General features: G+C 44.5%; 13 protein-coding genes. 2 read left to right on the top strand and 11 right to left on the bottom strand.

All coding sequences use genetic code 11. The features are described from left to right. The first annotated feature begins 28 nt into the window (after positions 1-28). Positions 29-163: a hypothetical protein gene (locus BEL04_RS24700; RefSeq protein ID WP_256389402.1), complete on the top strand. Its 135-nt coding sequence runs from the start codon at positions 29-31 to the stop codon at positions 161-163. Between the two features lie 380 nt (positions 164-543). Here the strand turns inward: BEL04_RS24700 and BEL04_RS12350 are convergent, their stop codons facing one another. The 9 genes from BEL04_RS12350 to BEL04_RS12310 are packed head-to-tail and all read right to left on the bottom strand — an operon-like array spanning position 544 to position 16,252. Continuing rightward, entirely contained in the window at positions 544-2,274 is a 1,731-nt protein-coding gene (locus BEL04_RS12350) for a LamG-like jellyroll fold domain-containing protein (protein ID WP_066004228.1), read from the bottom strand. 30 nt (positions 2,275-2,304) lie between these two features. Continuing rightward, positions 2,305-3,942 carry a DUF5008 domain-containing protein gene (locus BEL04_RS12345; protein ID WP_066004223.1) on the bottom strand — a complete coding sequence of 546 codons (1,638 nt, stop codon included), beginning with the start codon at positions 3,940-3,942 and terminating at the stop codon, positions 2,305-2,307. A gap of 21 nt (positions 3,943-3,963) precedes the next feature. Then, a complete protein-coding gene (locus tag BEL04_RS12340) occupies positions 3,964-4,674 on the bottom strand; it encodes a fasciclin domain-containing protein (protein WP_066004222.1) in 711 nt (236 codons plus the stop codon). Positions 4,675-4,689: 15 nt separating this feature from the next. Then, positions 4,690-6,270: a RagB/SusD family nutrient uptake outer membrane protein gene (locus tag BEL04_RS12335; RefSeq protein WP_066004221.1), complete on the bottom strand. Its 1,581-nt coding sequence runs from the start codon at positions 6,268-6,270 to the stop codon at positions 4,690-4,692. A gap of 12 nt (positions 6,271-6,282) precedes the next feature. Then, entirely contained in the window at positions 6,283-9,393 is a 3,111-nt protein-coding gene (locus BEL04_RS12330; RefSeq protein WP_066005249.1) for a SusC/RagA family TonB-linked outer membrane protein, read from the bottom strand. Positions 9,394-9,443: 50 nt separating this feature from the next. Then, entirely contained in the window at positions 9,444-10,529 is a 1,086-nt protein-coding gene (locus BEL04_RS12325; protein WP_066004219.1) for a DUF5007 domain-containing protein, read from the bottom strand. 5 nt (positions 10,530-10,534) lie between these two features. After that, positions 10,535-11,746, bottom strand: a complete 1,212-nt coding sequence (locus BEL04_RS12320; RefSeq protein WP_066004217.1) for a carbohydrate-binding protein — start codon at positions 11,744-11,746, stop codon at positions 10,535-10,537. An 11-nt stretch (positions 11,747-11,757) separates the two neighbouring features. Further along, positions 11,758-13,335: a RagB/SusD family nutrient uptake outer membrane protein gene (locus tag BEL04_RS12315; protein WP_066004216.1), complete on the bottom strand. Its 1,578-nt coding sequence runs from the start codon at positions 13,333-13,335 to the stop codon at positions 11,758-11,760. 28 nt (positions 13,336-13,363) lie between these two features. Further along, complete coding sequence (locus BEL04_RS12310; RefSeq protein WP_175404071.1) at positions 13,364-16,252, bottom strand: SusC/RagA family TonB-linked outer membrane protein; 2,889 nt, start codon at positions 16,250-16,252, stop codon at positions 13,364-13,366. 870 nt (positions 16,253-17,122) lie between these two features. On the opposite strand from BEL04_RS12310, the gene BEL04_RS12305 reads away from it, so the two are divergent. Further along, a complete protein-coding gene (locus BEL04_RS12305; RefSeq protein WP_066004211.1) occupies positions 17,123-18,142 on the top strand; it encodes a LacI family DNA-binding transcriptional regulator in 1,020 nt (339 codons plus the stop codon). A 30-nt stretch (positions 18,143-18,172) separates the two neighbouring features. On the opposite strand, the gene BEL04_RS12300 is transcribed toward BEL04_RS12305, so the two are convergent. Further along, positions 18,173-19,807 carry a hypothetical protein gene (locus BEL04_RS12300; RefSeq protein ID WP_066004210.1) on the bottom strand — a complete coding sequence of 545 codons (1,635 nt, stop codon included), beginning with the start codon at positions 19,805-19,807 and terminating at the stop codon, positions 18,173-18,175. Between the two features lie 51 nt (positions 19,808-19,858). Further along, positions 19,859-20,815, bottom strand: coding sequence for an ROK family protein (locus BEL04_RS12295; RefSeq protein WP_083227905.1), 957 nt, complete (start codon positions 20,813-20,815; stop codon positions 19,859-19,861). Between the last annotated feature and the right edge of the window lie 12 nt (positions 20,816-20,827).

Here is a 20,827-nt window from a genome sequence, read left to right as displayed (position 1 = left end):
TCAGGCCACAACAGGAGAGCAATACACATTGGAATACCTGCCGGGTTCTACGCCTAATTATTACCTGTCGATAACCATGAAAAATTATGAGATGATGGATTTACTGAAAGTAATATCTGGCACCAGCGGGCTGGGTAACCTGCAGGCCGGGTTACCCGGATAAGAGAAACCGGCCATTGTCAGCGAATGCCTGTGTTTTGGGCAGTACCTAAACGAAGAACCGCACTATAAGAAGGGCAAAAACGGTTGAACTGCGCAAACAGGTTGTTTTAGATGTATCCTAAAAACCTGTGCTTTGACGGAATACGCGCCAGCCCCCTAATTAAACACTTCGTTTGACCCCGGCATGCAGACTAACATACAATTAAAGGAAAAAAACAAAGGGGAAATATCAATGTACATTTCCCCTTTGTTCGCAAATCAATCGCACCGGGCAACGTTTAAAAGTACCTCCGGCCCGGTTTTTGGGAATCAGCCTTCCAATGACAAAATGAAGGATGCCGGTTCCGTATTTTGATGGCGGCGAAAAAACGCTATGACCGATTAATTTAACCACACCCGGCCATCCAGCAGCCAGTTATCAGGAGGCGAAATCGTGAACCAGCTCAATATTTGCCTCGGTAGGTCGACATTGCGGGGCACCAACGTTGATAAAAAGGCTGTAGAAGGCGGGCAAATAATATCGCTCAAGCTATTCCATTGCAGGGTGGTAGTTGTACCGACGGAAATATTAAAATTATTATTTGCAGGGCTTAAATCCTTAATTACCAGCCCGCTTCCATCATTTCCAGGCCAGTAACCTATAATATAATTCCAATACGGATGACTTTTGTCAATTGTAGTATTGCAGGCATATTGTGCAATCACCGCGTCTGGCACGGCAACTTTCCATATCCGGATATCGCTTAAATAACCATCGAAAGTATTGGTATTATCTGTTTTAATGTACCCCATTCTAAGTGGTGCACTATTGTCTATGTTACCGATAGTTGCCGGTATAACAGTTTCTGAACCAACCAATAATCCATCCTGGTACATTCGCACTACTCTGTTAAAATTCTTATTGGTTATTACTACCGCACAGCTATGCCAGTTGCCATCCAAAAGGTTGCCACCGTTAATGGCAAAGCTCACATTGTTTGCATTATATAAAAGCAAGCGCCATGTATTGATCTCTATTGCGAGACTCCACCCTCGCCCGGTACGTACCGTAAGCGATGTATCCTTTTTTGACAATATGATTGGCCAATTATAACTATATACTCCGGCCCTGATGCTCTTTTTCACCTTAAACTCGATGGTAAAAGAAGAAGTATCACCCAAATTATAAATGGCATTATTGTTTTTAACTTTAGCAAATACAGAATTTACATCGTTATTCGCTGTCGAATATAAGTGCAGGAAGTTGCCTATATATTTATTCCCGGTGAAGGGCTTATCGATGAGTTTAGGCTGATAAGATGCATTATAAATAATGGTAAATGTGCTTACCGGTGTATAACTGAACACGGTGCCATCATTTTGAGCTGCCGGGATAGACGCCGGTCCGCCATGGTTTGATGTCACGACCACGAGCCAGTTTTCTTTGGCGTAGGTTTTTCTCGCTTTCAATGCCGTCATGATCTGGCCGAGGTACTGATCAAATTGCAAAATTGCATTTTTATATTGCGGAAAGGAGTTGTCGTAACCATATTGCATGCCTGCCGCGTTCACGCCATTAAATTCACCCACGATCAATGAAGCCGCATCATTCCCAAGTTCGCCAATGATCCCTGTTGCTACTGCCGCGTCGTTGGCAAACAGCTGGCTCTGATCAGTATTAGCCGAAAAATTGGCATTGAAAATAGGCGAGGCGGCAAACATGGCTATCCTGGTGTCGGGTTTTTGGTCCCTTATTCGTCTAAAAATGGTAGGATATTGGTTAAGATTATTACCGTTGAAAGTGTTGTCGATAACTTTGTGTTTCGCCTTGGTCACGCCGGTGAGCAGGTCGGCCCACCCATTACCGTCATTGGCTAAACTATCGCTGACAGAATACCACGAATAAATAGCATTATTTGTTAAAGCGGCGATATTGGTAGTGCCTGCATCGCGTACCGACCATCCCCTGGCTCCGTCAACTATCAGGTAAAGCACCTTCGGCGTTTTACTTACCGACTTGGTGGTATCTGAATAGCTCGCGTTAGACAACATCCTGTCAAATGGTTTACTGCATGCAGCCACCAGCCCAACCAGTGTCAGAAAAAACAGGGCTACGTTTCTTTGATTTTTCATATAATACTTTTATTTACTTTAATGACAGATTTATGGCTCGAATACTATTCTCGAAATATTGTTGACCGGAACTCCGTCTATCTGACTAAAACTGCCCATTAGTAAAACCGTCAGCTTTCCGGAAGAATTTATTGATTCGCTGATGTCTTTGATCGACCCTGTGAAATCACCAAGGGAGTTATAATCTGTTGCCAGGTCCCCAGTCGGGGTTAAGATCATTAAGCCGGCCCGCCGTACGTTGTTATAGGTTGTAAAACCGCCGTTAACCAGTATAAGTCCGTTTGACAATTGCCTGGCAAACGTAGGCAGCCCCTGCGGGGTAAACCCTTTTGAAACAAAGGTGGTGTAGAGCGAGCCATCTGCATTTAACATCGCGATACCTTTGGCATCCTGCCCATCATACGTAGTGAACGCGCCTGTAATCAAAAACTTGTTGGTTACGGGGCTATAACTGATTGAGTTGATTGCCCTGTCAGTACCCGCACCGCTTTTAAACGTTTGGTCGATCGAACCATTGGTATTTAAACGAACGATGCGAACAGCGGGGATACTATCAAATTTCACAAAATTTCCTACCAGGATAAGCTTACCGTCCGGTTGTAACACACCATCCGTTACCGAGCCGTTACCGCCGAGGCCGCCCCTGTGCGTCGATAGGTCGAACCGATAAGTTGAGTCGATGGAGCCATCAAAATTAAATCCGACCACTTGAAACGCCGGAATAGTGTCGACCTGTATCCTGTTCGTATAAACCTGATCATACCTGCGTTTGAGATAGTACCGGAAATTACCTATCGCAATCAGCCTATTTTGAAAATTGAGTAATTTAGTAATAGATCCACTAGTTCCTCCAAAGAAAGCCGGGACCCCCTTTTTCTTCGTGGAGTTGATAACAGGTACCTGTATAGAATCGGCAAATCCGTTGACATTAAGACGCGTAATGTTGCTCATATTGGTCAACGTCGATTTACCGTTATTGAAAAAGAAACTTCCGAAGCTACCCGCAACAAACATGTTTGTAGACGTAACCACAATACTGTTCAATGGCCCGTCGGCGCCACCGGATGTAAATGACAGATCGCAAGGCCCGTCTTTAAAGCTGCGTACAATACGGCGTATCGGCGAAATGATGCCTTTTGTGTCGTAATCCGTAAAAGCTCCAACCAATAAGTAGCGCCCGTCAGACATTTGATAGGCATTATTCACAGCACCGTTGGCACCGTTGAGTACCGCAAATGCAGGGTCGACACTAATTTTTCCAAGCACCTTGAAACGCGGGCCGAAAAAAACCTGGTCGCCAATAATCAAAGTGGTAATACCGGTGCTTGAATTTACCGGTACTTTTACTGTTATCGAAGCATCGTCTATGCTAACGACCTCTGCTTTTGTTCCGTTGAATAAAAAAGATAATTGATCTTTATAAGCTACAAGACCCGTAGCTGCAAAAGTCACAATAGTACCCGGGGCACCTTGCTGAGGGTTCGGCGCTGTGAGCAAGCTCAGCTGTATGCCAAGCGCAGGTTTACCCCCTGCGTACGGATTATCAAAAGCCTGATTCTTTTTGCAGCTATTCATACCCAGCAGGATGGTTAGTGCCAGTATTATTACATGGTAAAAACGATCCCGACCCTGAGTCGACCGTCTATATTTTTTTTTGGAGATATTCATGATATGCGTTTGGTGTTAACTTTATCGGGTAGCAAAAACATCTGTTACAAAATCATTATTGAAGCCGAACGTAGTATAATCATTCAGGGTGTGCACCACTCCGTTTGTCGGTTTAATGTCGGATGAGGCAATATCGTTTCTGATCCAGGTCGGGTAATAGTTAGGGTTGTTAAGATTTTGGATATACGAGATCGCGAGGTGCCTGTAACCACCGTATTTTATGCCGTTAACATCATCATAAATGACGCCTATGTTCAGGATGGTGTTGTTGTACGAGTAAAAATCCTGGCCGGGATAAAGGTTTAAAAGGCTAACGTCTAACTGCGGATAGTCCTTCAACCGGTTCGAACCTTTAAACATATACCGCATCAGATACTTGCGCCATATTTCCGGGCTGATCTCGTCCAATCGCAAAACAGTATCTTTACCGGCCTGATAAAGCATTTTGTTGGTACTGATCAATATTCTTTTAATAGAATGATTAGTTGGCGCAAAAAATGTCATATCATCTTGCTGAAAATTTTGCTCCAAACCCGCGATCTTGATGACCTTAGCGAGCGTGTCAAAATAAAATGTCTTCGCCTGCAAATATTGAAGCATATTACCTGGGTAATTCGGGTCCGATACGCCTCCGTCTACGTAGTATTTGTCTTTATTACAGCTAAAAACAAGCACTAAGAACGCGAGGACGATACTTAATTTGGAGATATTGTATAGTTTTGATAGCGTCATGTTCTTCTCTTTTTATTATTGCCAGTATTGGTTAAGTCTCATGTAAGGGTTATTTAACAAGGCAGAATTATCGATCGGCCATGTCCATCCCCCTCTGTCAAATTGGTCTTGTGTTAGAGGGTCGGCAGTCCAGGCGGGGTCCAGTATCCTGCCTGTGCGGATCAGGTCAAAATATAAATGCCCTTCACCCATCAGTTCCTTACATCTTTCATTAAAAATGGCGTCTTTGAGGTCTTTTCCGCCAGCTCCGGCATAATTAGGAGCGCCGGCACGTTGACGAATCATATTGAGCATGGCAGCTGCATCGCTGTCTATGCCCAGATCCGCAAGAGCTTCTGCACGAAGTAAAATGGCTTCGGCATACCTGAAGATGATGAGTCCCCATTCCGGAACGGCAAATATCCCGGTGGCCCCTGAAACTATATTACCCTTAAACTTAAGGAGCTGAAAATTCCCGTTCTCACTAAGCATATAACTATCGAACCATAGCGTCGCCCTCTTATCTGCGACGCCAGCCGGATACAAACGCTGTAAATAAGCCGCCTGAAAATAGGCATGACTGGAATTATTATCTGAGGCTACCCCTTTATTAGGATATCTCAACATCATTTCTCCAAAAAACGCCCGGGGATTTGGCTGGCCTTCATAGTTGATACTTTGGTCAAACTCAAAAATACCTTCGGTACTTCTCCCCCGCATTACCTGGTCAAAATTTTCTATGGGTAATAATTGATAAACATTACTTTTTATCAGCTCGTCACCAAGGCCGGCGGCATCCTGGTAATAAGCGTTCTGATTTGCTTTATCAAAACCGGCATTCCACATGTCCATATTCATCAGCAAGTCGTCGGCCGCACCCCGTGTAGCTCTGATGGCTAAAAAGGTAGGGTCGGGATAGACGAGGTAAAGGTTATCTTTATACGCTTTCAGATCTGCGATGCACTTATTGATCACAGATACCATATTTTCGCGGGGAAGCGGGGCTTGCTGGTAAGGAGCGGTGTAATAGGTCACATCACCATATATGCGGACCATCACGAAATACGCGAGACAACGGATAAAAACAGCTTCGGCCAGATAACGCTTTTGAGTTTGCGCATCGACACCCGGAACGCCCTTATTTACCCTGTCGAACATAATATTGGCGCCCTGTATTACCGAATAAAACTCATACCATTTAGTGATACTCGAAAAATTATATCCGATGCTGGTACCGAAATTTGCGTTAGAATTGAATGTGTTCCATACCTGCGACGCATCTAGCACGCCCGCAGCATTTCGTTGTAAATTATTGATTGCAAATTGATTATAGACTTTCCTGATATTGATCTCTCCCCCCGTATTGCTATTAGCAGAAGTCGCCGTGAGTATATATCCTGAACGCAATTCTCCGGTTGCGGCCACAAAAGCGGTAGAAGTATACTTATTTCTGAACTGCGCATACAGGTCGCTCACGAATGACTCGATATCAGATTGCGACTGCCAAAAGGTTACCCCGGTCAGTTTATCCAACGGTGTTACATTCAGGAACTTTTTACAACTGTACTGGCAGGTAAAACTCAATATTGCTATTAAACAAGCTATTCTCTTTTTCATAAATCGCTAATGTTAAAGATCCAGGTTAAGGCCCACATTATATGTCCGTGAAACGGGGTAACCTCCCGAAGCATCGTAGCCTAAGGCTGTCACATTTTCAGGGTTCGGGCCCGAATAAGGCGAAAATGTAATGATATTATTGGCCGAAAAATACAGCCTCAAACCGCTCAGCCCCAGTCTGCTGATAAATTTCTTATCAAATGAGTAAGCCAGGGTCACACTGTTGATCTTAAAATAAGATCCGCTTTCCTGGAACAAAGTCTGATCAGCCCTGAAAGGATTGATCGCAGCAGAACGGCTGTAGTCAAAAGGATTCGGATAGACGGCCTGGTCGCCGGGCCGTTTCCAATAATTCAGATCGCTTAATGGCAAAATCGCACTTGTATTAAAAGGATTATTTACCAGCGTTAAACGGGATGACAAAGCGCCATTGATGATATCCCGCTTGAATGTATACGACGCATTGACATTGATAGAAAAGCTTTTATAAGTTAGCACAGAACTCAAACCGCCTGTAACCACAGGCTGCGAATTACCTGTAACCTGTTTATCGTTATTATCAATCACATAATCGCCGTTTACATCCTGCCATATCGGGTCGCCTGCTTTAAAAAAGGCAGTAGAATTAGTGCTGGAACGCAACTTCAACCCTGTTACCGGGTCTACCGGTACCTGTTGATCGGTAGAATAGACGCCTTTTGTCTTTAATAAATAATTTGACAGGGTATTCCGGCCAACCTGCAAAACAGTCGAACCGCCCACAATGATCAGGTTTTTATTACCGGGTAGTTGTATCAGGAAGTCCTTATTAATGGCACCATTTGCCGTTATTGACCAAAACACTTTACTCTTATTAGAAAGCGGTCTGGCCGTTACAGCCAATTCATATCCATAGTCAAGCACGCCGGCATCGTTACTCAATACCGAAGAAAAACCGGTGGTGGTCGCCAAAGAAATAGATCGCTGCAGATTGGTTACCCTTTTATAATAGGTATCAAATATCAGCTCCAGCTTGCTGTCAAAAAACCCGAGATCCAGGCCCAGGTTGACGTCTGTCGTGGTAGTGGGCCTGAGTACGCTGTTAGGGATAGTCGTATAATCGATAGCAACCCTCGAACTACCCATATAATTGCCATTAGGAAAATAAGTACCGTATAATGAATATACATTACCCGATGGTTTTACGTTCCTTCCGGTACTTAATCGGATATCGCCAAAAGTGAGCCATTTAAGCTTTTCAAAAAAATGTTCCTTATTAAAGTTCCATTTAGTAGCAACAGAATAGTTTTTGGCAAAAGGGTTGTCAAAGCCCGACAAAGAGGAAGCGTCGAGCCTGTAGGTCAGATCTATAATGTACTTTTTCTTAAAATCATAAGAAAAAGCGCTGGCATACGAAACCGTATGTTCGTCGTGAAAGCTTTTAAGAACGCCACCGCCGAACGAGCCGGAATTGGCTCCCAGCGGCCCTTGTAACTGATCATTTGGTGTATTTTTCTGCCTGATGTAACCTGCTTGAAAACCTTTTACATATATCTCTCCGAACGTGTTCAGATTAATATTATGCTTGCCTTTACCAAAACTGTGAGTGTAGGAGAACCCTCCTCGCCCATATAGGTTCGAGCCTCTGTCGTTATAGGCATATACACCAGAATAGTTGTTATTTGCGGCAGCTGGTGTATACGTTTCCTCGGTATTTACAGAATAATCGTAGCTCGCTGTGGCACTCAGGTTCAGACCTTTAAACAGCTGGTAACCTAACTGCAGGTTAGGGCGGATATTTTTAGAATTATTATAATCCTTTACCGTCAGGTCGGCCAGAACGCCACTTGTTTCTTGAAACAAGGACGGACCGGGCAATAATGACGAAGCTGCTGCATTGGTAGCAACCCCGGTCTGAAACAGCCCTTGTCCATTACCTTTATTTTTCTTTCCTAAACCGCCCGAAACACCAAAAAAGATATGTAATTTATCATCAGGACGATAGTCGACATTCATGTTAATACTATAACGATCGAAGCCCGTATTCTGAATAATCCCGCTTTCTGAGTAATATCCGATATTAGCTTTGTAGTTGAACTTATTATCGCCGCCATCAATACTAACATTCTGGGTCGTATTGTAAGTGGTTCCATAATAAATCCCTTGCCAATCGGTAGAGTTCCTGTAAAACGCGTTCAAGCTGTCGGCCAGGATGGGGGTACCTGATATCCTTAAATAATCAGCATACGAACCCATTGCCTGGATCTCTTGTATTTTGGCGTCGCGTTCAGCCTTACCTCCTAATGTTGTCCGCAATTTTGGTGGTGTGTTCACAAAATAATTTGAGGTATAGCGTAAACGCGGCTTTGCTGAGTTACCTCTTTTCGTTGTGATAAGGATGACCCCATATGCGCCTCTGGATCCATATAAAGAGGTCGCCTGAACATCTTTTAACACTTCAATGCTGGCTATATCTTCTACGGGTATCAGCGACAGCGGACTGACACCGGGGCCGGGAGAATTATATCCGTAATCGGCCGTCGCGTCAGCTTCTACCGGTATGCCATCAATAACGTAAAGCGGCGATGTAGGTGTCAAATAGGACTGATCACCGGAGCCGCTCACATCAATACTCGAAACACCCCTGATCGCTACTGTTCCCCTGTAACCCGGGGCCCCTGTGTTTACCTGCACATTCAGGCCAGGCACTCTTCCCTGGAGCAAAGCTTCGGCATTAGATACCGGTATGTCCTGTATCTCTTTACCGGTAACAATAAAAGAGGAACCGGTAGTCTCCTCCCGGCTTCTCGCCTGATATCCCCTGATTACGACATCTTGCATGATGGAGGCATTTTGAGTCATTGCGACTGTTAGCTCTGTTTTACCGGGGTTAATGGTTACTTTCAGCTCTGCGTAACCTATATATTTGAAAACAAGGGTAGAGCCTTCGGGAACTGATACCTTAAAATTGCCCTTACTATCAGTAGCACCCAAGCCCTGAAGTTTCTTTCCGGATAAGGAAATCGTCACACCGATTAAGCTTTCGTTGGTTTCCCGATCGATGACCGACCCCTTGATGACCACTGATCTTACCTGTGCCAATAAACGGGCAGGCAGGCATAAGATCACTATAGGAATCATCATTAAAAATACTTTTCTGATCATACTGCGTAGTTGTTAATGTATTGAAGTATTTAATATTCGTTTTGAAACCTCGGGCTGTCGTTTCGGAAATGGAAATCTATCTCCCAGTCGCCTTGCCTGAATATGCTGAAATTAAAGTCTAACTTTCCCGTCTCACGGATGCCATTGAAACCCAAACGGGTATAACTAAACTCAACGGCCGCCTTTGTACCATCGGCCGTTGTATAGGCAGTTGGTAACATAACCAGTGGTATGGGATAAGCCACATCATAGCGTACGTACTGGTTGGTCATTTGCATATTAAAACCATGAACCAGCGTGGCCCATTTGGTTTGGTTGAACAAGGACGGATCTATCGGATTTTTCGCAGGATCTAAAAATTTAAAAGTTAATGAGTTACCGTTCCCCGTCCTTTTAAAATAGATGTAAACGTCCTTATTACCATTGCTCAGCGGCTGCCTGTTGTTCAGGCCAACCATGCCGGTCAATACCGTAGGCAGGATAGAATCTGTAGCAGCAGCGGGTGCTCCGGTTAGTGCGTTTAGGTTAGATGGATCGTACGGGCGTTCTCTGAACGGGGTAAGAGCCAGGTTTTTTAAAATCCTGCTGCCCCCGCTGTTGCTGATCTTAACATCGAACAAATAACCCAGCGGGGCGGTTGAACCTTGAAAATTAGGCAGCATGGCGTTGGTGGTTACCGGCCATAAAACAAATTCTCCCGACTTTCTTACCTCCCACAACGGATGATTCTCTAATGTGCGCTTGGCTTCGATTTCGGCAATGCTTTTTTCGAGACCGGTATAGGCTGCCGTCCATACTAAAGTTGGCTGCACCTGTAACGGCTGGGTTGCGGGCAAACCGGTGCCAGCATCGCGCATGTTGATGATCTCGAAAGTTAAAGGCAGCGTCGACCCGTCCGGGTTAAAAGATCCGCTGAATAAATTAGTACGCCCGATAATGGGTGAAAATGTCCTTACAGTATAATCTGCTTGTTCACTTAAAAAATCACTATCCGGTGGCACCCCGTACCATTTTTTGCAACCGGAGGCAGCACTTATAACGATTAAAATAGCCAGCAAAGACAACCGTGCCGACCGTTCTTTCGCGCCTTGTATCGTATTTTTTTTAAGATTCATATGTTTTAATTGACACGTTTAATAGCCATATTATTTACCTGAGTATCATTAGTTTCCCAATAAAAGCGCATAAGATGGACGCCGGCGGTTAGGTGGATTACCGGACTTGCTACCAGTTGCCATACCCACCACCCTTTGTTGTTTGGGAAGGTCATACTACCGGTCACATTCTTGGAATCAAACTCGATGTGGAACTTTTGTACCGGCGTAGCCGTACTGCCGTTACCCGCCCTGGTGGTAATCACATAATCTCCGTCATTCGGAACCTTTACTGTGTACAGGGTCCATTCCCCGGTTACCGTCCAACCGATAGAATAACTCGACGGATAAGCTCCTGCGGCATCGGAACCCGCCGGAACAGGGACGTCGATATCTACGCCTTCGTTAGGGCGGTAGTTACCCCCATTGTTTTTGGTTTCATTATCATGATAAGCGACGCCTTCGCCACCAGAATCGTAATCCTCCGCTTCAAGCACGGTATAGCTCCCTACCGTTGCCGGGAATAGAAATGGCCCCGTATAATTTACAGGCCTGAACGCACTGAGTTGGAACGGATACGATGTGGGCTTGATGTATTCGCCAAAACCAAATGGATGCGTAGATTCCAAAATATGGATAACGCCATTTTTGGTAGTGATATTGATAGCTGTTGCATTCGCCGTTACCCAGTCCTTGGTGAAAAGGCTCCTTTTAGTATATGAAAAAACGAGTTTAGCCGGCCCGCCACCAACATAGCCGGATGAGTTTGCCTTACTCAGTTTTCCGTTCATTGGGTATGAATAACGGACACCTTTAAGCATCAGCCCGTCACTATAAACCAGCGAATCAGCCAGATATTTGCCCCGGATAATATATCGGCATACCATGCTGTCCAACAGATTGGGAGCCATATCGTTCAAATAGACCGGCGGATTACCCAGAAGCTTCCTTGAGATATTTAATTTACTGACTACCTGCTGGAAACTTGAATTCGTACACGCAAATAAGGTGACGTTGTTATTTTTTAACGTATCTGTTAACTTCAGTTTGTCTACCACGAATAAAAGAGAGTCAAATACACCCGGCTGGCTTTTGAGGTAATCATAAATAGTTCCTTCAAAAGGAACCGTCGAATTTTGATAAGCATAGTCGCCGTTAACTTTGTTACAGGCTGGTAAAAAACAAGTAAGGGCCAGAAAGACTAAAACATATCCTCGAAATGAATTTAATTTTTTCATCTTCTTTATTTTTATTTATTCCAATAGGGGTTTTGCACCAGTAACGGGTTTTCGGCCAGTAATGACTTTGAAATAGGCCAGTATATACCCCCGTTCTGGATCAGCGCATTAAATACGGGATCATTATTTTTGATTTTTTTATACCTGATGAGATCAAACCACCGTTGCCCTTCGCCCATCAGTTCTTTCCGCCGTTCGGTAAAGATGGCATCGATCAGGCTTCCGTTCTTGAGTGGGTCATAATTGGTTAAACCGCGGTTGACCCGTGCAGCATTCAAATTGGCCGTAGCATTAGCCACATCGCCCAAAACAGCATCAGCTTCAGCCAACAAAAGTTCCATATCTTCGGGTCTGGAAAAAACGATGGAACTGGCATAGGAAGTAATCGACCCGTCTGATCCGGGGCCCGTGATCGTATTTAATGGTGGGTTATTATCCCTTATAATAAATACTTTCGTAAAAACAGGGATGGCCCGGTCAAAGGCGCCGAAATACCGGTCAGAATTCGGAGTTGCTGTAGCCGGATCCAGGTAGAAGCGGGTATCGTTAAGTTCATTAAAAATTGACAGAACACTGTCTTTAGGTACGTAGATATCCGGCAAAGACCTTTTTATTACATATGGAGCAGCTAAGGTCAGTTCCTCTAAACAGCCCGAATTAGTCGCCTCGCCGTTGATCATCGCATGATCAAAACCCCAAAGGATATTGTACTGGTTATTACCGAACTCGCCCCTGAACATCTGCCGCATCTGATCGACATTCATAAAGAACATTGTCTGATTACGATAGCCGATTGCTAAGGCCGGCAACTTCATATTATCAAGTACCCATTTGGCGCATTTCGCAGCATCTGCATATTTACCTTCCCAGGCGTATACATGTGCCAATATCGCATACGCGGAATGCTTCTTGGCTGGTTCCCATTCTCCCAGATACCAGGGATCGCGCGATTCTTCGGGTTGCGTGCCATTGTAAACAGTTGGCAGGTCTGTGATCGTGGCCAGTAGTTCTGATTCAATGAATGCTAATATCGTTTGCTGCTTTTCACGCGGTTTATTCGGGAATTGTCCGTCGTGTGAGGACAAAATAAGCGGCACATCGCCCCATAGCCTGACGAGGTAAAAATAGGTAAACGCTCTCAGCAGGCGGGCATGGGCTATATCAAGCTTCAGATCAGCCGGCAGATAATGCGGGTCGCGCTGTAAAATATTCGGAGCATTTTCCAAAAAATCGTTGGCAGCATTGATCACTGCATAAAATCTGCGCCAGTTGCATAAGGCGTCTACAACCGGATAAGTCGCAGTGAGGTTGTTTTCAGAAATGGCTTTCAGATCTAACCGGATAGTGCTTCTAAAATCGCCGCCACGCCCCTGAACCCCGCGCAGGTCGCCATACAGCCAGTAACAATCGTTATCACAAAGCGCCGCACGTGCCAGCCCGTATACGCCCATTAACCCGGCCCTGGCGTCGGCGATGCTGTTCCACATATTGATCTCGCCTACCAAACGGGTGGATGGCACATCAAGTATCTTGTTGCATGATAGGCTTACCATGCATAAAATGGCAATGAATGTGATTCTGAGTTTCATTTTGAATTGATAATGACGTTTCGGTTTTTTAAAGATCCATTTTAACACCTATGCTATAGGTACGGGCGATAGGCTGACCATAACCCGTATCATAACCTGTATAATCGACCAGTTCAGGATCGCGACCGGTATACGGTGTAATCGTAAAAACATTACTAATACTTGTGTAAATCAACATCTTACTGATAGTGGATTTTTTGCGCGCAAAAAAACTTGTCAGATCATAACTTAACGACAGGGAGCGCATTTTTATAAAGGAAGCATTCTCAAGAAAAAGGTCCTGATCTGTGCGGTAAGGTATCACAGGGCTCCATGGGTTGTAAATAGGATATCTGCCGTAATCTCCCCTCTTCTCCCAAAAAGTAATCTCCTTAACGGCGTTGATATTATTTGTACTCTCCTGATTGATAAAATCAAAACGTTTAGCCATATCCTGGTTAACAATGTTCCGGCCCAGATTATAATACATATTAATGGCCAATCCCCAGTTCTTGTACCTGAAATCGTTATTGAAGCCGCCGGATACTACCGGCATCGAATGCCCCTTTAGTACTTTGTCGTTGTTATCAACCGTATAGTCGCCGTTGTTATCCTTCCATTTTGGATCTCCGGCCTGGAAAGGGATGCCTTGAAAAGTTATCGGACTGCCGGTATTTGGATTCAGGGGCACTTCGGCTGAGTTGTTGTATATTCCCTGATTTTGGAATACCCAATATTGATCCACGGCATTACCTACTCGTAGCAGGTGGGTGCCGATGACGATCTGGCTCAGCCCTCCCGGTAATGCTTTTAATTCATTATGGTTATAATTTATATTAACCGATGATGTCCATTTCAGCTTGCTTTTTACAGGCAGTAATTCGGCAGTTATCTCTGCATCAACCCCTGTATTATTAATTTTCATCCCCGGCATTACGGCCGACGCATATCCATATTCAGCAAAACCGGGAACGTTGATCAGCTCATTATGATCAGTGCGCGAATAAAAATCCACGGAGGCCTGTAATTTGTTTTTCCATAGCGCGATATCCAAACCGGCATTTAACTGTTCAACATAAGCCCATGGTATGCCGTAGCCCACCCAGCCTGCCGTATAAGGGCGGTTTAAGGTTGCATCACCGGTATACGTTCCTAAACGAGGCTCGTTGGTATAGCCGATATCTACGGTATATTGCGGGCCTGCGGCGAAACGATCATCCTGCTGAACATGTCCTGCAAAACCATAGCTGGCTTTTGCATCGAGCATGTTTATTGTGGAATTCGCTTTAAGCAAATCATTCTTGATATGCCACGTTGCAGACAGTATGGGCGAATAAAACCAACGACTTGTGGGCTGCTGATTGGAAGACCCATCTGCACGTAACATCAAAGAAAACTGATATTTGTCCTGATAACGGTAGTTGGCGTTGGCATAGAAAGACTCCAGGTTATTTTTTGTCTGATCAACAAACCGGTAAGACAAAGTATTTAAAAACCCGAGTGTTGGATTATATGAAAAAAACGCAAGCGTTGGCGTAGTCGGACTATCGAATATGTTCAATTTGATATAATCGCTCGTCCCGTGATAAGCGTAACCATAGTTATAACGATAAGTATCCATTTGGAGATCCTGTCCTGCTTCGAGCTCAAGGAAATGCGTTTTGCGCCAGTCCGTTTTGTATGAAATAGTGTTGTTTATCACGACACGCTGGTCATACCCGAAATAATTGGCGACATAACTATTTGTCTCCAGCAAGGTACTCGGAAAAAACTCATCGCGATATCCTTCACGGTAATCAACAGCCAAGCGGGTGTTAACAGTAAATTTGCCAAATGTGAGTTTAGAGTTCAGGTATCCATCAGCAATATTGGATTTATTGTTGTCGAATGACTTATTATACTCGTTAAGGTACTGACCGTAATACAATTTATTGGGAGAGACGGGGTTTGTCAGATCGGGCAAATACCGCACATCGGCAAAGCGGTCACGTAAATTCTTGTTCCTATCCCTTAATAATTGAGTCCCATCAAAGGATATGGTCAGATCCAGCCACTTCGCAGGTTGCATATCTAATGCCATAGCAGCATTGAAGCGGGTGAGAGCAGTGCCATCGGCTACCCCGCTACTGCGTCCGTTACCAACGGCGATCCTGAAAGCGGTATTTTTATTACCTCCGGAAACCGAGATATTCGCATTGTATTGCAATGCATTTTTATAATATAGATCGGTCCAGTTTGAAGGACCGTAATAAACATTATACAAAGAATCTCTCAAATAAGGAGCGATACTTTGCTTTTGATCTTTGGTGGCGTATTTAGTATAAAAGGGCTTTCTGAAGTTGTTTTCTGATGCACCGTTTAAGGTAGTTACCGAATTTGGTGTTGCCACGCCAATATAGGTATTGAAGGATATCTTCTTTTGAGAGCCCGGCTTTTTCGTGGTAATGTAAATAATTCCATTCGCCGCCCTCGGACCATACTTACCGGATTCTGAAAAATCTTTAAGGACCTCAATAGATGCGATATTATCCAGGTCGAGGTTGCCCAGTAGATTTGTAGCAGGCCCGATCCGCGTGAAATCGTATTGTTGAATATCATAGGCGAAGGGGTGATCTTCTGAAATGACGGGGATGCCATCTACCACGACTGTTGGCTGTGTTTCATAAGCACTTCTTGCCGAAATGAGAGGCACCGAAGTGCCGCGTATAAAAAAATGCTGAACTGACCCCGGCTCGCCCGTGGGCTCCTCAATATAGAGGCCCGATGCTCGTCCTTTCAGATACTGTTGCAATACAAATCCGGGCAGCTTTGTTATTTCAGCACTATCCAGCAGCACCGCAGACGCTTTTTTTAAGCTGTCCCGTTTCTTTGGTTTGTTCAAATTCCTGGGCGCTGCTGCCTGCCCGGCAGGCTTCCGTTTACTGGCAGTCGTATCCAACTCTGAGCTTAAATTAGAATCAGACTTATTTTTTCCTGTTCCAAAGCTTAACGCTGGCAGTACTAAAAATGTCAACAATAAAAGTGTCGTAAAACGCATAATTAATTGGTTAGTTTCTGAGGGCAAACATTGCCTTACTTATAACGGTTCAACCTAATGGTCTTCAGTCTTCTTATCACCCTTTGACCTACCTCACATGTTTAACACGATCAAAGACATAAATCAAGTCGCACGGAGACCTGTATTTATATCGTGCTAACTGACATATAAGAGTTTTTGATAAATCGGGTTAGCCCTCGGATATGGACAAATTGCTGGCAGAAATTGAGTAAAAATCTTCTCATTCGATTATGGGTTAATATTCGGTTTAAATTATTGGTATGGTTAGCTAAGATTCGCACCCTGAAAGGGGGATATCTCTACATGGTAACATGGATAAGACAGTATCCCTTTTGTTTTATACTCTATTTTTAAAAAAAATTTCATTAATCCGATTTAAATAGCCAACAATCAGCTACTTACTATAAAAATCATTGAAGCCTTTACGCTGCTGCATGAATATTGCCATCAAGCGCCTTTTAAATGGCCCCGAAGTATTAGTATTTAAGCAGGTATAACTGAAATATCTAACCTGGCTAAAACCAATTTATGCCAGGATGACGCCTGTAAACACGTCAAATCCCTAAAATCGGTTTAGTATATTTTGACAGGAATTATTCAGAGACTACTCTCAGGTGTTCCTGATCTTTGCAAGATGGCTTTTTTTCTTACGGTTATCCGGGAAATTTGAACTAAAAGCATTCACCAATTCCGTGCTTTTTTTATATTTTGCATCCATTATCTATCAGCAAATTAATTTCACTACCTGTAATGAAAAAAAAGTTATCCATAAAAGATGTTGCCGAACAACTGAATGTATCCAAAACAACAGTTTCGTTTGTTTTGAATGGGAAAGCAGAGGAAAACGGAATCAGTAAAGCGGTACAGAAAAAGGTACTCAAGCACATTGAAAAGGTAGGCTACCGTCCTAATCGTATGGCTCAGGGTTTAAGGACCGGAAAAAGTAAAACCATCGGGATGCTCATTGAAGACATTTCAGATGCTTTTTTTTCATCTATTGCCCGAAAATTTGAAGAGATCTTCGGACAGAAAGGATACCGTATTATTTATGGGAGCACCGGCAACGACACCCAGGTCACTAAAGATCTCATTCAGGTGTTCCGTAACCATCAGGTCGACGGCTTTATCATCGCTCCCTCACCCGGGATCGAGAAAGATATTGAAGAACTGCTCCAAGACCATATCCCGGTCGTTATTTTCGACCGTCCGACAGAAGATATGGATATCAACTGTGTGCTGGTAGATAATTTCATGGGTACCTGTAAAGCAATGCAGCATCTTGCCGACAATAAATATACAAATACGGCCATGATCACATTGACTTCAGAGCAAAGTCAAATGAAAGAGCGTGAGCGCGGTTATCGTTCCTGTATGGCAAACACAGGCGTGGAACCAAGTATCATGAAAGTGAAATATCATGAACAAAAAGAAAAAGCGATCACTGATATCGAACAATTCCTCAAAAACAACCCTAAGATAGATTCCGTGTTCTTTACAACCAACTATCTTGCAGAAGCCGGACTGGAAGCTATAACAAATTTAGGCCTGACTATTCCCGGGCAACTTGGTATAGTTGTATTTGATGACGCAAACCTGTTTCGCCTGTTTAAGCCACCTATTACAGCAGTTTCTCAACCTATCGAACGCATATGCGACCAGGCTGTACTGCTTCTGTTCGAGCAGATGGAAGGCAAGGAAGCAACCGGCCCTAAAGTTATTCAATTGCCTACAACACTACATGTCAGAAACTCTACGATCAGGCAAGAATGACGGTTCAGCGCTACTGGCCGATTATTGGAATCATTTAATCCAGAAAGTCCGGAGCACTGGGTCTGCCGTTTGTATCTTCGGCTCATTACTATGCCCGTATTGCCAGGCAACCACCGTTACTTTAACAGGATATCTGGCGGAAGGTGGTATTAAAGTAAGACAGATCGAGCCGTTTTTGATTTCCGCAGGCCCCTCAGCAATATAAAACCCTACCGGCAACCCGGCGTCGCTGGATGCGGAAATATGTACCGATCTTGTTCCTCTCGGAACATCGGCGATGGCTGGAAAATCAATATGCTGCGGGATACCACTTTTATTAATCGGTGGGATGCGCAGCAGTGATTGTTGCACAACTGGCTTGAAATAATTATCCGACCGCGAAACAGCAGCGAACCAGCCTTCATAACTATGCGGGTTAGGAAAGAAACCGAGCTGAGGGCTCACCTGAAAGGTATTTTCATCGAGCTGGGTTATCGGTCCGGTTATCCTGCCGATTGTAATGTCTGTTCTTGCCGGATGATTAATCAGTTCTCCCTCCTTCTTTTCACTCCAGATGACAGGTCGCGGGCTACCTCCCGGTACGGTATCATAAAAAGCCGCGTGAACCTGGAAAGTAATCCCATCAGGTAAAGGCTGAAACTTCAATTCGACCTGCTGGTGGGTTGGAGATTGTTGTATAAATTTCCCGCCTTGCAGGTATCCGATCAATGGAATTTGCAAATGACGGTATTTTTCCTGGTAGGCAACTACTTTTAACGCTGTCTCGCGGTCAAAAAACCAAAAAGCATCAGCCCTGTTACCTTGATAATTCCTGACAGGTGCAGCCATTACAGGCGATGGATCGTGCCTGCTCCATTTCCCGACCAGCCAGCCAGTTTTAGTAGGATCTATAGGAATTAATACCGATGTTCCTTTACTTCCTGGTAGCCGGTATCGGATCACTTTTTTTATGTAAAACGCCAAAAAGTTTATTTTATCCTGGGTTGCGGCAAAATGCCCTTCACCGGGGCACGCAAGCATTGAAAGTGGCAAATAAGGATGTAATTGTCTTTCTTTAAGCCCTTCGGCAGACCAGTTGTCCGCTGCCTCGTATTCTCCCATCGTTTCCAAACAGGGGATAAAGTCAAGATTTCCGTTACCCCATATATCGGGCGCAAATTTAGGATCCCGGAAATAAGGCCATTGTCCGCTTACCGATAATGCTGCAAGCGCCCGCCCGGGCTTCCATACGGCCATATTGTATGGCGCGCTTGCAGCTGCCGAATGACCGATGCCAATAAAAGGGGCAGTTTTCAATTCTTCGTAGCCCGACGCGGTAGCTAAATCGCACATAAGCGTATCAAACATCCTGCCTGCTCCCTGGGCAAAATTGAAGCTGAGATCATATGCAGGACTCACCCATACTTCGGCGATATTCATTCTGGCAAGCTGATCGCGAAACGAGGCGTTCTCCAGAATGGACTGTTCCTCCATGTTATTCTGGCCAAATATAAATGCCCTGACCCGCTTGCAATGTTCTGGAATCCACAAGTAAGCACGTGCGTTGGGCAGCTCAGGATGCCCTGTCCTCACCGGCACCGACCATTGCCAGACCGCAGCGCACAGCGGTAGGCGGAGAAGTGAAATAAATAGCAGCAACCCCATCTTCAAAAAAAACCGTCTCATTTTGATCTGGGTATCAAAGTAACGTTGATCGTCAATGGTTTGTTATAAAGCTTAGAATGGTTCATAAAGAGGCTGAAACAATTCCACGGCGCCCTTAAGGGGGGCAATTTCACCCAATGCACCGATCTCTACCTTAACCGGAAGCCGTTTCCTCAAGTTACGGATAAAATAATTTGAGGCCTTAGTTATATTCCCGCAAAGTATCAAAAGATCTGGTTGAAGATCTGACAGATAGGGCATTAAAAAATCGCTTAAGTTAACCGCAAACTCATTAAAGATGACTTTTGCCGTCGGGTGATCGTTTGCCAGGGCAGCCAGCTCTTTAACTCCTGTCACGCTGATCCCGGTTTGCTCAAAATATCTTTTCAAAAACCAACGCGTAGAAAAATAATCATCAGCAATACTGTCCTTGTGGCGCTCACTTCCGAGGTTAATATCTCTTGTCGTCCGGCCATCAAACAATGCTGAACCAAAACCGGTACCCAACGTAACGCCGAGAACTTTTGTCCCGGTAAGCCTTGAAACCTCTCCGGCGATCGTGGACTCTGCGTCATTCCTGAATTGGATTCGTTCCGGCGGGACTCCAAGGCGGCCTGAAAGCGCTTTCCGAATATTCAAACCATATAGGGCCTCGTATTTATTAAGCCCCTTAATGTAGCAGATACCCTGCTCGTAATCGAAGGGGCCAGGCATAGCGATAGCTACCCCCAGAGGGTCGGGCCATTTCGCTGCGAACGATCCAAGCAGACATTTGCACCAGGCATCCAGAATACGATCAGCACTGGTCTTACTGCTAAATTCCACACGTTGGATGGTGTCATCCACAACCATGCGGGCGTTAACATCAAATAATGCGCTTGTGATATGGGAGCCCCCGATATCTGCTGTCAGAACGTAACTTTTTGGGTGCGTATTATTATTAATAAAGTTCATTTTCTTATTGGTAAGCATATCAGGAACAGTCGTTTGCGTAAAAGCGAGACCGACGACTTGGGGATATATTGTCATCGAGCAGCAATC

Origin of the sequence: Mucilaginibacter sp. PPCGB 2223, from assembly GCF_001705515.1 — a bacterium.
GTDB lineage: Bacteria > Bacteroidota > Bacteroidia > Sphingobacteriales > Sphingobacteriaceae > Mucilaginibacter.
Note: the sequence above shows the minus strand (reverse complement) of the source record. Positions and strands in the feature narration are given on the sequence as shown.

Bases quoted from the DNA above. Each gene is read 5' to 3' on its own strand.
- BEL04_RS12305 (WP_066004211.1), top strand. From the start codon at position 17,123: ATGAAAAAAAAGTTATCCATAAAAGATGTTGCCGAACAACTGAATGTA.
- BEL04_RS12300 (WP_066004210.1), bottom strand. From the start codon at position 19,807: ATGAGACGGTTTTTTTTGAAGATGGGGTTGCTGCTATTTATTTCACTT.
- BEL04_RS12315 (WP_066004216.1), bottom strand. From the start codon at position 13,335: ATGAAACTCAGAATCACATTCATTGCCATTTTATGCATGGTAAGCCTA.
- BEL04_RS12345 (WP_066004223.1), bottom strand. From the start codon at position 3,942: ATGAATATCTCCAAAAAAAAATATAGACGGTCGACTCAGGGTCGGGAT.
- BEL04_RS12320 (WP_066004217.1), bottom strand. From the start codon at position 11,746: ATGAAAAAATTAAATTCATTTCGAGGATATGTTTTAGTCTTTCTGGCC.
- BEL04_RS12340 (WP_066004222.1), bottom strand. From the start codon at position 4,674: ATGACGCTATCAAAACTATACAATATCTCCAAATTAAGTATCGTCCTC.
- BEL04_RS12335 (WP_066004221.1), bottom strand. From the start codon at position 6,270: ATGAAAAAGAGAATAGCTTGTTTAATAGCAATATTGAGTTTTACCTGC.
- BEL04_RS12325 (WP_066004219.1), bottom strand. From the start codon at position 10,529: ATGAATCTTAAAAAAAATACGATACAAGGCGCGAAAGAACGGTCGGCA.
- BEL04_RS12330 (WP_066005249.1), bottom strand. From the start codon at position 9,393: ATGATGATTCCTATAGTGATCTTATGCCTGCCTGCCCGTTTATTGGCA.
- BEL04_RS12350 (WP_066004228.1), bottom strand. From the start codon at position 2,274: ATGAAAAATCAAAGAAACGTAGCCCTGTTTTTTCTGACACTGGTTGGG.
- BEL04_RS12295 (WP_083227905.1), bottom strand. From the start codon at position 20,815: ATGACAATATATCCCCAAGTCGTCGGTCTCGCTTTTACGCAAACGACT.